The sequence below is a fragment of the Pseudomonas sp. DE0010 genome, from assembly GCF_007680745.1.
GTDB lineage: Bacteria > Pseudomonadota > Gammaproteobacteria > Pseudomonadales > Pseudomonadaceae > Aquipseudomonas > Aquipseudomonas parafulva_B.
This window is the reverse complement of sequence record NZ_VEJQ01000017.1, coordinates 23,846-36,714: the sequence shown is the minus strand read 5'-3', so window position 1 is coordinate 36,714 and position 12,869 is coordinate 23,846. Positions and strand designations below refer to the sequence as shown.

Here is a 12,869-nt window from a genome sequence, read left to right as displayed (position 1 = left end):
TAACATGAGGGAAACTCAACTCCAAGATATTTACCCTCAGCCCTACCCTCGGAGTTAGCTGTGCTGGAGATCCGCCACCTGAAAACCCTTCATGCCCTGCGTGAAGCAGACAGCCTGGTCGAAGCGGCCGAGCGGCTGCACCTGACCCAGTCGGCCTTGTCCCACCAGTTCAAGGAACTGGAAGAGCGCCTGGGCCTGACGTTGTTCGTGCGCAAGAGCAAGCCCATTCGCTTCACCAGCGCCGGGCTGCGCCTGCTGCAACTGGCCGACGCCACGCTCCCCCTGCTGCGTGGCGCCGAGCGGGATATCGCCAGACTGGCCGGGGGCACTGCCGGTCGCTTGCATATGGCCATCGAATGCCACAGCTGCTTCCAGTGGCTGATGCCCACCATCGATCAGTTCCGTGATGCCTGGCCTGAAGTGGAGCTGGACCTGGCCTCAGGCTTCGCGTTCGCGCCCCTGCCCGCCTTGGCCCGTGGTGACCTGGACCTGGTGGTGACCTCCGATCCCCTGGACCTGGCCGGCATCACCTACGTTCCCCTGTTCACCTACGAAGCCATGCTGGCGGTGGCCAACCAACATCCGTTGGCCAGCAAACCCTACATGGTGCCCCAGGACCTGGCAGACCAGACGCTGATCACCTACCCGGTGGAGCGTGACCGTCTGGACATCTTCACCCGCTTCCTGGAGCCAGCCGACATCGAGCCTGCGGCAGTACGCACCTCGGAGCTAACGGTCATGATGATGCAGTTGGTGGCCAGCGGCCGCGGCGTGTGCGGCATGCCCCATTGGGCCTTGCACGAATACAGCTCGCGCGGTTACGTCAAAGGCAAGCGCCTGGGCGAAAAAGGCCTGTTCGCGACACTCTACGCAGCCGTGCGCACCGACATGCTAGATGCACCCTATATGCGCGATTTTCTGCTGACGGCCAAAGACACTTCATTCGCCACCCTCGACGGGGTCAGTGCGGTGCGCTGAGCAACTGGCGGTACAGTGGCAGGATCAGGTCACGGGTCAGGGGCGCCAGGGGCATTTCTGGCGTCTGGTCAGCGGCCAACCAAGTGATCTCCTCGATTTCGGCCGCCGGCACTACCGATGCCGCGCAGTCCACCCGGAACAACTCGGCCTGCACCTCGAACCCTGGCTCATTGGCTGCCGGGGCGCTGAACTGACCAAGGCGCACGGCCTTGGCGGGGTCGATCTGCAGGCCCAGTTCCTCGTGCAGCTCACGGGCCAACGCTTGAACCGGGGTTTCTCCGGCATCGATCTTGCCGCCCGGCTGCATGAATGCCTGAGTGCCGCGCTTGCGCACCAGCAGCGTGCGACCTTGCGAGTCCAGCAATAAGGCGGCGGCAATGCGGATGATATTGGCCATGGGTGATCTCCCTGAAAATGGGCGGCGAGCATCCCATGCCTCCCCAGTCGTGACAAGGCCACTGCCAGGTTTGGACGTGGGCAGACGAATGGCCACTTGCCAACCCGGCCGGGACCCTTCATAACCTTCCCAATGACGCTTCCTGCCGCCAACCATCCCGTATTCGAGCTGTTCCATCCAGGCGTTGCGGCCTGGTTCTCAGGCCGTTATCCGTCGGTGACCGATGCCCAGGCTCAGGCCTGGCCGCTCATCCAGGCCGGTCAGTCCGTGCTGCTGGCAGCGCCGACCGGCTCAGGCAAGACGCTCAGTGCGTTTCTGGCGGTGCTCGACGGGCTGTTTCGCCAGGGGCTGGAGCAGGGCGGCACATTGCCCGCCCACACGCAGGTCGTCTACGTATCGCCCTTGAAAGCCCTGTCCAACGACATCCGTTTGAACCTGCAAATACCGCTGGAGGGCATCGAGCGCACGCTCCAGGCGCAAGGGCACGCAGCCCCCACCATCACCACGGCGGTGCGCACTGGTGATACGCCCCAGAAAGAACGCATCGCCATGCGCAAGCAGGCACCGCATGTTCTGGTCACGACCCCTGAGTCCCTGTACGTGCTGATGGGTTCGGCCTCTGGACGTGAAGGCCTGCGTACGGTGCACACCGTCATCGTCGATGAGATCCATGCCCTGGCCGGCAACAAGCGCGGTTGCCACCTGGCGCTGACCCTCGAACGCCTGCAAGCGTTGTGCGACCGTCCGCTGCGACGCATCGGCCTGTCTGCTACCCAGCGTCCGGTCGAGCGGGTGGCGCAGTTTCTGGTGGGCAGCGGGCGCGCCTGTGCCATCGTCGATGTAGGGCACGCCCGCCAGCGTGACCTGGCCATCGAAATCCCACCCGTGCCACTGCGGGCGGTGCTCGACCAGGATGCCTGGGGGCTGGTGTACGATCGTCTGGCCGAACTGGCCCGTGCGCATCGCACCACCTTGGTGTTCGTCAACACCCGGCGGCTGGCCGAGCGCATCACCCGTCACTTGAGCGATCGGTTGGGCGTGGCTGCGGTGGCCGCTCACCACGGCAGCCTGTCCAAGGAAAGGCGCCTGAGCGCCGAGCAGCGCCTGAAGGCGGGCGAGCTGCAGGTACTGGTGGCCACGGCCTCGCTGGAACTTGGCATCGATATCGGCGACATCGACCTGGTGTGCCAGATCGCCTCACCCGGCTCGATCGCAGCGTTCCTGCAGCGCGTGGGGCGTGCAGGGCATCAGGTGGACGGGGTGCCCAAAGGACGGCTGTTCGCGACATCGCGAGACGACTTGATCGAGTGCGTGGCGCTGCTCGATTGCGTGCGCCGCGGCGAGTTGGATGAAGTGCAGGTACCAAAGGCCCCGTTGGATGTGCTGGCCCAGCAGATCGTCGCCGAGGCCAGCAACCAGCCCTGGCACGAGCAAGCGCTGTTCGACTGCCTGCGCCAGGCCATGCCGTTCGAAACGTTGGCGTACGAACATTACGACGCCTTGCTTGGCATGCTTGCCGAAGGCTACAACGGCCGTCAGGGCGTGCGCGGCGCCTACCTGCACCGCGATGCCGTCAGCGCCATGGTGCGAGGGCGCCGTGGCAGCCAACTCACCGCCTTGACCAGTGGCGGGACGATTCCCGACAACGCCGACTACGCCGTCGTGCTCGAACCTCAGGCGCTGAACATCGGCAGCGTCAACGAAGACTTCGCCGTGGAGAGCATTGCTGGCGACATATTCCAGCTAGGCAACGCGTCTTATCGCATCCTGCGCGTGGAGGCCGGGCGGGTCCGGGTCGAAGACGCCCACGGCCAGCCCCCCACGATTCCCTTCTGGCTGGGCGAAGCCCCTGGCCGCAGCCGCGAGCTCAGCGCCGCCGTGGCCAGGCTGCAAGGGCAGATCGATGAGCGCCTGCAACACGCCGATGGCTCGCTGGCGCATGTGCTGGCCTGGCTGCAAGCCACGTTCGAACTGGATGCCAGCTGTGCCGAGCAGTTGCTGGACTACCTGGCCCGCACCCAGCAGGTATTGGGTGCCCTGCCCTCCCAGGACACCTTGGTGATGGAGCGTTTCTTCGACGAGTCAGGCGGCACGCAGCTGATCATTCATTCGCCGTTCGGTAGCCGCATCAACCGCGCCTGGGGTCTGGCCCTGCGCAAGCGGTTCTGCCGTACCTTCAATGTCGAGCTGCAAGCGGCAGCCAGTGAAGATGCCATCGTGCTGTCGCTGTCTACCAGCCACAGCTTTGCCCTCGACGAGGTGTGGCGCTACCTCGACAGCCGCAGCGCCGAGCAGGTGCTGATCCAGGCTGTGCTCGATGCCCCGCTGTTCGGTGTCCGCTGGCGCTGGAACGCGGGTGTGGCCATGGCCTTGCCGCGCTTTGCTGGGGGTCGCAAGGTTGCCCCGCAGATCCAGCGCATGAAGAGCGAAGACCTGATCGCCTCGGTGTTTCCCGATCAGATCGCCTGCCTTGAAAATCTGTCCGGCGAACGGCAGGTACCGGACCACCCGTTGGTTCGTCAGACCCTCGACGATTGCCTGCACGACGCCATGGATTGCGACGGTTGGCTGGCTTTGCTGCGGCGCATGGAAAGCGGTGCCGTGCGCCTGCTGGCGCGCGACCTGCCGGCGCCCTCGCCGCTGGCGTCAGCCATTCTCAATGCCAGGCCCTACACCTTTCTGGATGATGCCCCGCTCGAAGAGCGCCGTACCCAGGCGGTGCTCAATCGCCGCTGGGCGGATGTGCAGTCAGGCGATGAGCTGGGTGCGCTGGATGCGGACGCCATTGCGTCAGTGGCAGCCGAGGCCTGGCCGCAGCCGGTCAACGCGGATGAAATGCATGAAGCGCTGATGAGCCTGGGCGCCATCAGCCAGCCAGAAGCTCAGGCAGGCGCACGCTGGCGTACGTTGCTTGATCAGCTTGCCAAGCGGGGCCGAGCCGTCTACCTGCCCGAGCAGAAGTTGTGGCTGGCCCGTGAGCGCCTGACGCTGTTGCAAGCCGTCTACCCCGATTGCCGCCTGTCGCCCGTGGTCGAGCCACTGCCAGGCTTCGATCAGCCAGTGGACCACGACCTGGCGCTGCCCGAACTGCTGCGTGCCCGGCTCAGCGGTCATGGGCCTGCCACCGTTGCCCAGCTTGCGGCGCCGCTGGCCAAGTCCATCGCTGATGTGGAGCAGGCATTGGCCCGGCTCGAGGCCCAAGGCCATGTGCTCAGGGGGCATTTCAGCCCAGATGCAATTGACACTCAATGGTGCGAACGCCACCTGCTGGCGCGTATTCACCGCTATACCGTCAAACGTCTGCGCCGGGAGATCGAGCCGGTCAGCCTGCAGGACTTCATGCGTTTCCTGTTCCACTGGCAACACCTTGATCCGGGGCAACGGTTGCAAGGGCCGCAGGCGCTGCCTGTTGTGCTGGCCCAACTGCAGGGGTTTCCAAGTGCGGCCGGGGCGTGGGAAGCCGAAGTGCTGCCTGCACGCGTGCGCGATTACAGCCCCAGCTGGCTCGACGAGGCCTGCCGCAGCGGGCAGTTCGCCTGGAGCCGGTTGGCAAGTACCGTGTCAGCCAGCACGGTGGCCAGCACGCCCGTGGTGTTGCTGCCTCGCGAACACCTGCAGCTGTGGCGAAGCCTGGCCCCACCCCCGTGCCTCGACACCTTGGGACCACGTGCCCAGCGGGTGCATGACGCCCTGAAAACCCGGGGTGCACTGTTTTTCGACGAGCTGGCCCAAGAGGCCCGTCTGCTCCCCAGCGAACTGGAAACGGCCTTGCAGGCGCTGGTTGGCGCTGGCCTGGCCAATGCCGACAGCTTCACCGGGCTGAGTAGCCTGATCGCGCCGGCCGCCCGGCGCACCGCGCGTCGGCCGCGCTTCGGTCACCTGCCCTTGTCCAGCAGCATGGCTTATGCAGGGCGCTGGGCCCTGCTGCCGCGCAGCGAAGCCGCGCCGGATCAGGATCAGGATCAGGATCAGCACATCGAAAGCATCGCTCGCCTGCTGCTGCAGCGCTACGGGGTGATGTGTTGGCGCCTGCTGGCGCGTGAGAGCGATGTGTTGCCGCCCTGGCGTGACCTGCTGCGCTGCTACCACCGCCTGGAGGCGCGTGGGGAAATACGGGGTGGGCGCTTCATTGCCGGGTTGTCCGGCGAGCAGTTCGCCTTGCCCGAGGCCGTGGCCATGCTGCGCCAGGTTCGCCGGCAAGCGGCGGACGGCACGTTGGTGCTGGTCAGTGCCAGCGATCCGCTGAACCTGATCGGCACGTTGCTGCCGGGGGCCAAGGTACCGGCCACCAGCGGCAACCGCCTGCTCTACCGCGACGGCGTACCGGTGGCTGCGCGGGTGGGCAAGCGCTACGACTATCTGGTCGAAGCTTGCGCGGCGCAGCAGACGCAGTGGCGACAGCTGCTGCTGCGCGACACGGCCTTTGCAGCGACGGACAAGTTGGCTATGGTCGGGGCTCACCCCAGGCCGTGAGCCTGACCGAGCCATCGCAAGGACCCTGTATGAGCCTGTCACTTCTCAGCCGTTATGCGGTGTTTGCCGTCTGCATCGTGTTTACCCTGGCCACCCTGCCATTGATTCATCACCACTGGCTTTGGCCGTTCACCCTGACAACAGGCTTGCTCAGCCTGATAGGCCTGTTCGACCTGTTGCAAAAACGCCACGCCGTGCGTCGCAACTACCCGATCCTGGGCAATATTCGCTACCTGGTGGAAACCATTCGCCCGGAAATCCGCCAGTATCTGCTCGAAGCAGACAGCGACGCCCTGCCCTTCTCCCGTGCCCAGCGCTCGCTGGTCTATTCCCGGGCCAAGAACCAGGTCTCGGACAAGCCGTTCGGCACCCTGATCGACGTCTACGCGTCGGGCTTCGAGTTCATCGGTCACTCCATGCGCCCGGCGCCTCTGGCTGACCCGGCGAGCTTTCGCATCACCATCGGCGGCCCGCAGTGCAGCCAGCCGTACTCAGCCTCGATCTTCAACATCTCCGCCATGAGTTTTGGCTCGCTCAGCGCCAACGCTATTCGCGCGTTGAACCAAGGCGCGAAGCTGGGCAACTTTCACCACGACACCGGTGAAGGCAGCATCAGCCCCTACCATCGCGAGCACGGCGGCGACCTGGTATGGGAACTGGGCAGCGGGTATTTCGGGTGCCGTACCTCGGACGGTCGTTTCGATCCGCAGGCATTTGCCGCGCAGGCGCGCAGCCCGCAGGTGCGCATGATCGAGGTCAAGATGAGCCAGGGCGCAAAGCCTGGGCATGGCGGCATTCTGCCCAAGCACAAGGTCACCCAGGAAATTGCCGAAACCCGCGGCGTCCCGCTGGGCGAAGACTGCATCTCGCCGTCGCGGCACAGCGCATTTTCAACACCCATCGAAATGATGCAGTTCATCGCCCAACTGCGTGAGCTGTCGGGCGGCAAACCGGTGGGTTTCAAGCTCTGCCTGGGTCACCCGTGGGAATTCATGGGCATTGCCAAAGCCATGCTGGAAACCGGCATCCTACCCGACTTCATCGTGATCGATGGCAAGGAAGGCGGCACCGGGGCCGCCCCCGTGGAGTTCACCGACCATATCGGTGTGCCGCTGCGCGAAGGCCTGTTGTTCGTGCACAACACCTTGGTGGGCTTGAACCTTCGCGACAAGATCAAGCTCGGTGCCAGCGGCAAGATCGTCAGCGCCTTCGACATTGCCAGCGTCCTGGCCATCGGTGCGGACTGGGCCAATGCTGCGCGGGGGTTCATGTTCGCCATCGGCTGCATCCAGTCCCAGAGTTGCCACACCAACAAGTGCCCCACCGGCGTGGCCACGCAGGATCCGTTGCGCCAGCGTGCCCTGGTGGTGCCGGACAAGGCCGAACGGGTACTGAACTTCCATCGCAACACCCTGCGTGCCTTGGCCGAGATGCTGGCTGCTGCCGGGCTGGAACACCCGTCGCAGCTCGAAGCCAAGCACTTGGTGCGCCGCATTTCAGCCACCGAGATCAAGCTGTTCTCGCAAATGCATGTGTTCCTAAAGCCCGGCGAGCTACTGACCGGCGAGGTCGATGGGCAATTCTATTCGCGCATGTGGCAACTGGCCCGAGCGGACAGCTTCGAGCCCAACAGCGAGGTAGCCGCCTGAATGCTTGAGCGCGGCCAAGCCGCGCACCCGCTTTATTGCGCAGTTTCCACAAAATTTTCACATACCCGGCGCAACGTCTAAGCTCCAGGCAAGCAAGATGAAAATACCTGGTTGGATAGACGATTATGGGCGCACTGTGGCAAACGGAACCAAATACCAAGCAAGCACCCGAACAAACGCCTGCCGAGACGCCAGAACCCAAGTCCCCTCGTCAGCGCCGGCTATGGTGGCGCCTGATTATCCTGATTCTGCTGGTGGCAGCTGGCGCGGTCGGCTTCGCGGCCTATGAAGAGTTCCGCACCTCCGAGCTGCAATCGCGCGAGTTCAGCAAGCTGGCGAGCACCTTGACCTACTCGCTGCAGCCCGGCCCCAGCGATTCAATCGTGTACCCAGGCGAAGGACCGTTCGACAAGCGCCTGGGCTACAGCTCGCTCGGCGAGTTCCTGCCCCGCCTGCTCAAGCGCGATTACCTGATCAGCCAACAAGTGCGGTTCTCGCCGGCGCTGGTCAACTACGTCGATCATGGGCTGTTCGCGCCCTACATCGAAAAGGTCCAGGCAGGCCTGGCGATAACCGATTGCCGGGGCGACATGCTGTACCAGTATCAGTATCCCCAGTACCTGTACCCGGACTTCGCCTCGATTCCCTCGGTGGTGGTCAACAGCTTGCTGTTCATCGAGAACCGCGACCTGCTCGATACCCGTGATCCGCGGATTAACCCGGCGGTGGACTGGCCCCGTTTCGCCAAGGCGGCCTACAGCCAGATCGCGCGCTACCTGGCCCTGCCTGGCCAATCTGCCGGTGGCAGTACCCTGGCTACCCAGCTGGAGAAGTATCGCCATTCACCTGACGGGTTGACCGTGTCGGGCGCCGAGAAGATCAGGCAGATGATTTCTGCCAGCGTGCGCGCCTACCAGGGCGGGCCGGACACCACCGAGGCGCGCCAGCGTATCGTGCGTGACTACCTCAACAGCGTGCCGCTGTCCGCCGTGCCGGGTCATGGCGAGGTGCACGGCATGGCCGAAGGCCTGCGCGTGTGGTACGGGGCAGACTTCGAGCAAGTCAACAAAGCGCTCAATGACACCGCCACGGACGCACAGAGCCTGGCGGCCCGTGGCCTTGCGCTGCGTCAGGTGCTGTCGTTGATGATCGCCCAGCGCCGGCCCTCGCACTACCTCTCCAAGGGGCGTCTCGAACTCGCCGAGCTGACCGACGCCCATGTCCGGGTGCTGGCCGCGAACCAGATCATCCCTCAGGCGCTGGCCGATGCCGCATTGGCCAGCAAGGCCGTCTACCGTGACTGGGTCGCGCAGCCAACCATCGTGCCGATCGTCACCAACAAGGGCATCAGCCTGGCTCGCAACCGTCTTTCGGCCATGCTCAACCGCCCGCTGTACGACCTCGATCGCCTGGACCTTTCTGCCACCAGCACCTTGCAGGCTGACTTGCAGCTGCAAGTCAGCGAGTACCTCAAGCATCTGGCCGACCCGGCCTTTGCCGCGCAGATCGGCCTGATCGGCGAACGTCTGCTGACCGCCAAAACCACCGACCAGGTCAGCTACAGTTTCACCCTGTTCGAACGCACGGCCGATGGCTCACGCGTGCGGGTACAGACGGACAGCACTGACCAGCCCTTCGACATCAACGAAGGCAGCAAGCTGGAACTGGGGTCCACCGCCAAGCTTCGGGTGCTGACCACCTACCTGGAAATCGTCGCCGAGCTGCATGACAAGTACGCCGGCAAGCCTGTGGCCGAGCTGAAGAACGTCGAGGTCGCCGACCTGGATGTCATCAGCCGCTGGTCACTGGGCTGGCTGATGCAAAACAGCAAAAACCAGAGCCTGGACGCCATGCTCGATGCCGCCCTTGAGCGCAAGTACTCGGCCAGTACCGGAGAATCGTTCTTCACCGGGGGCGGTATGCACGTATTCAACAACTTCCGCAAGGAAGACAACGGCCGCAACCCTACCCTCAAGGACGCCCTGCGCGAATCGATCAACCTGCCGTTCATCCGCCTGATGCGCGACGTGGTGCGCTACGTCACCTATCAGCAGCCACTGAACAGGGTGCCGCTGCTCAAGGACGATGCTGACCCGCGCCGGCAGGAGTACCTGGCAAAGTTCGCCGACAAGGAGGGGACCAGCTACCTGATGCGTTTCTGGCGCAAGTACCAGCGCAAGACCTCGCAGCAGCGCCTGGACACCTTCCTCGACAGCATGCGCGTGACACCCCAACGTCTGGCGGCCGTGCACCGCTACCTGTTCCCCGAGGCCGGCCAGGCCACGTTCAATGCCTTCGTACGGGCCCATAGCAAAGACAGCAAGCTCGCACAAAGCAAACTGACCGACGACCGCCTGGTACAGATGTACGATGCCTACGGCCCGGGGCGGTACAACCTGCCTGACCAGGGCTTCATCGCCAAGGTCCACCCGCTGGACCTGTGGCTGCTGGGTTATTTGCTCAAGCATCCGGCATCGACCTTGAGCGAAATGATCAACGCCAGTCGCTTCGAGCGCCAGGAAGTCTACAGCTGGCTGTTCAAAAGCCGCCACCAGGGTGCACGGGACAGCCGCATCCGGACCATGGTGGAAATCGAGGCGTTTCTCGACATTCACCAGCGCTGGAAGCGGGTCGGCTATCCCTTCGATCACCTGGTCCCGTCGCTGGCGACCGCTATTGGCAGCTCCGGTGACCGGCCTGCCGCGCTTTCCGAACTGGTGGGCATCATCCAGAACGACGGAGTACGGCTGCCGACACTGCGCATCGATACCCTGCACTTTGCAGCGGACACGCCCTATGAGACCAAACTGATCAGCGACCCGGACCGTGGTGTGCGGATACTGCCGGTCGAAGTGGCGCGAGCCCTCAAGGGCGCCATGTCGCAAGTGGTGGACGCGGGTACCGCGCGGCGCATCTCCGGCAGCTTCATGCTCAAGGACGGCACGCCCCTGGTCATGGGCGGCAAGACCGGAACGGGCGACAACCGCATCGAAAGCTTTGGCGCCGGGGGCCGCCTGATAGGCTCACGGTCGCTGAACCGCACCGCGACGTTCGTGTTCTTCCTGGGCGACAACCACTTCGGCACCTTGACCGCCTTCGTGCCTGGGCGCTCGGCGGAGGCCTTCAAGTTCACGTCTGCATTACCGGTGCAGGTGCTCAAGGGCATGGCGCCGATCCTCATGCCGTACTTGCAGCCTGGCAACCCTAACGAATGCCTCCCTCCACAGCGGTCAAACGCCGTCGCGGGTTCACCTGAGGATATATCGAACGGGTAGATAAGAATCATCAGCATTTGTGGCTTGCCGAAGAGACATCTTGAGTACTATCTTGAGATATATCTTAAACAGGCACTTTCCAGCATGCGCGATTCTGAGTACTTCGAACGCAAACCCGGCCGCGGCGAACGCGGCCCTCGGGTGTTCGCCCCGGGCGATCTGAAACTACTGCTGCTCTCACTGTTGGGCGAACAGCCAGGACACGGTTACGACCTGATCAGGCAAATCGAAAAGCGCTTCGACGGCAGCTATACGCCAAGCCCAGGTGTGATCTATCCCACGCTCAACTTTCTGGAGGAGGCCGAACTCATCCAGGGCCAACCTCAAGGCAGCAAGCGGCTGTACACCATTACCGACACGGGTCGCAGCGCCTTGACCGAGCAGGCCGTGGCACTGGACGGGTTACGCGTGCGTATCGAAGTCAGCAAGCATGCCCTGCGGGGTCACGACCGCCCTGCTGAGATTCACGAGGCCGTGGGCAATCTGCGCCACGCCTTGCACATGCACCATGGCCGCTGGACACCCGAGGAAATCGAGCGAGTCCGCGACCTGCTCAACGTGACCGCCAAGGCCATTGCTGGCGGCCCCCATGCCCCTGACCAGGAGAGCGTCGATGAGTGAAGCCATCCACCGCGTCAACCACGAGATTCGCCAGCGCCGCCTGAACGTGCTGCGCGTGACCGACCTGACCCCGCGGATGCGGCGCGTGACATTGGGCGGCCCGGAGCTGCAGGGCTTCATCAGCCTGGGCACGGATGACCATATCAAGCTGCTGTTTGCCGAGACTGCCGAGCAGCAGCAAGCCATTGATGCTCGGGCACTGGGTCGGGAAGGTGGCGAGCGGCCCATCATGCGCGAATACACCCCCCGGCGCATCGACTTGCAGGCCAACGAACTGGACATCGACTTCGTGCTGCACGGCGATGGCCCTGCTTCGACCTGGGCGGCGCAGGCGGCACCGGGGCAAACCCTGGATATCGCCGGGCCGCGCGCCTCGATGGTGGTCCCGGACATCTTCGATGCCTACCTGCTGATCGGCGATGAAACCGCCTTGCCCGCCATCGGCCGCCGTCTTGAAGCCCTGCCTGCGGGGCGACGGGTGGTGGCCGTCATCCAGGTTCACGATGAGCAGGAGCGTCAGCCCTTGCCGAGCCAGGCGCAGGTGGACGTGATCTGGTCGGTACGGGGGCGGGACGACCTGGTGGCCACGGTCGAGGCTTTGCCATTACCCGAAGGCACCTCGTACGCCTGGGTGGCGCTGGAAAAGAGCCTGACACGTGAGGTCAAGACGCTGTTGATCAGCAAAGGCGTAGCCCAAGACGCCCTCAAAGCCGCCGCCTACTGGCGCGCGGAAGGTTCAGCGAGCGATGACTGAAAGGGGCCGGGGCGGCCGGTCCGGCGCCTCGGCACTGTTCATTGCGAAGCTCAAATCCCAGGGCAGCCTGAGAAGCTTGAATGACGGCACGCCCTTCCTCACCCCGCCCGCCACCTGTCCAGAATGAGCAGCACCCCGGCGATTGCCCAAAACCCTGCCAGCACACCCAGCGCATTGATCATCACCTGGCCGTACCCCAAGGTGGCGACGTCGATGAAAGGATAGGCGTAGACGCCAATCTCACTGCCGCGCCACAACGCATAGGCGAAATAGACGGCAGGATAGAACGCCCATAGCCCAAGGTGGTGCAGCCGCAACCGCCCCTTGGGCACCTCGAACCACCAATACAAGACATAAAGCGCTGGCATGACGTCATGCAGCAGCTCGTCTGCCAACCATTGCCAACCCTCCGGCTGCCACAGATGGCGCAACAACAGGCTATACGCCAGCGCCACCAGCACGATGCTCGCCGCCACCGCCGAGCTGACCACAGGAGACAGGAAAAAGCGCTTGCTCGCCCCTTCCCGGCCAAATGCGGCGTAGCTCAGGACAGTAGCCACCAGCGTATTGGTCAGCACCGTGAAGTAGCCGAACACGTTGATCAGCCCACCTATCAGGCTCGCCTGCTCCTGCCATCGCCCCCACAACACCAGGTACACCTGCACGCTCAGGCCCAGCCAGCCCAGCATGGCCAGGGTGCTCAACCACGGGTGACGCCGCAT

General features: G+C 64.1%; 8 protein-coding genes. 6 read left to right on the top strand and 2 right to left on the bottom strand.

The features are described from left to right. Positions 1-60: 60 nt before the first annotated feature. The gene (gene metR / locus FS767_RS14125; protein WP_023535218.1) at positions 61-978 is read left to right on the top strand and encodes a transcriptional regulator MetR; all 918 of its coding nucleotides are present in this window, start codon (positions 61-63) and stop codon (positions 976-978) included. On the opposite strand, the gene FS767_RS14120 is transcribed toward metR, so the two are convergent. After that, the gene (locus tag FS767_RS14120; RefSeq protein WP_144966340.1) at positions 962-1,375 is read right to left on the bottom strand and encodes an NUDIX domain-containing protein; all 414 of its coding nucleotides are present in this window, start codon (positions 1,373-1,375) and stop codon (positions 962-964) included. The two genes, metR and FS767_RS14120, sit on opposite strands and share 17 nt — an antisense overlap. Positions 1,376-1,507: 132 nt before the next feature. Here FS767_RS14120 and FS767_RS14115 point away from each other — a divergent pair, with 132 nt between their 5' ends. The 5 genes from FS767_RS14115 (at position 1,508) to FS767_RS14095 (ending at position 12,147) form a co-directional block, all read left to right on the top strand. After that, the gene (locus tag FS767_RS14115; protein WP_144966338.1) at positions 1,508-5,848 is read left to right on the top strand and encodes a DNA glycosylase AlkZ-like family protein; all 4,341 of its coding nucleotides are present in this window, start codon (positions 1,508-1,510) and stop codon (positions 5,846-5,848) included. Positions 5,849-5,877: 29 nt separating this feature from the next. Further along, positions 5,878-7,497, top strand: a complete 1,620-nt coding sequence (locus FS767_RS14110) for an FMN-binding glutamate synthase family protein (RefSeq protein WP_144966336.1) — start codon at positions 5,878-5,880, stop codon at positions 7,495-7,497. A gap of 125 nt (positions 7,498-7,622) precedes the next feature. Further along, positions 7,623-10,772: a transglycosylase domain-containing protein gene (locus tag FS767_RS14105; protein WP_144966334.1), complete on the top strand. Its 3,150-nt coding sequence runs from the start codon at positions 7,623-7,625 to the stop codon at positions 10,770-10,772. Positions 10,773-10,856: 84 nt separating this feature from the next. Beyond that, on the top strand, positions 10,857-11,393 hold the full coding sequence (locus FS767_RS14100) for a PadR family transcriptional regulator (RefSeq protein WP_058605194.1): 537 nt from the start codon (positions 10,857-10,859) through the stop codon (positions 11,391-11,393). Then, positions 11,386-12,147, top strand: coding sequence for a siderophore-interacting protein (locus tag FS767_RS14095; RefSeq protein WP_144966332.1), 762 nt, complete (start codon positions 11,386-11,388; stop codon positions 12,145-12,147). Before FS767_RS14100 ends, FS767_RS14095 begins: the two co-directional genes overlap by 8 nt. A gap of 98 nt (positions 12,148-12,245) precedes the next feature. On the opposite strand, the gene FS767_RS14090 is transcribed toward FS767_RS14095, so the two are convergent. Then, the gene (locus tag FS767_RS14090) at positions 12,246-12,869 is read right to left on the bottom strand and encodes a Pr6Pr family membrane protein (protein WP_058605196.1); all 624 of its coding nucleotides are present in this window, start codon (positions 12,867-12,869) and stop codon (positions 12,246-12,248) included.

Coding starts and splice junctions, on each gene's coding strand:
- FS767_RS14115 (WP_144966338.1), top strand. CDS start 1,508: ATGACGCTTCCTGCCGCCAACCATCCCGTATTCGAGCTGTTCCATCCA.
- FS767_RS14105 (WP_144966334.1), top strand. CDS start 7,623: ATGGGCGCACTGTGGCAAACGGAACCAAATACCAAGCAAGCACCCGAA.
- FS767_RS14120 (WP_144966340.1), bottom strand. CDS start 1,375: ATGGCCAATATCATCCGCATTGCCGCCGCCTTATTGCTGGACTCGCAA.
- FS767_RS14090 (WP_058605196.1), bottom strand. CDS start 12,869: ATGCGGCGTCACCCGTGGTTGAGCACCCTGGCCATGCTGGGCTGGCTG.
- FS767_RS14110 (WP_144966336.1), top strand. CDS start 5,878: ATGAGCCTGTCACTTCTCAGCCGTTATGCGGTGTTTGCCGTCTGCATC.
- FS767_RS14095 (WP_144966332.1), top strand. CDS start 11,386: ATGAGTGAAGCCATCCACCGCGTCAACCACGAGATTCGCCAGCGCCGC.
- FS767_RS14100 (WP_058605194.1), top strand. CDS start 10,857: ATGCGCGATTCTGAGTACTTCGAACGCAAACCCGGCCGCGGCGAACGC.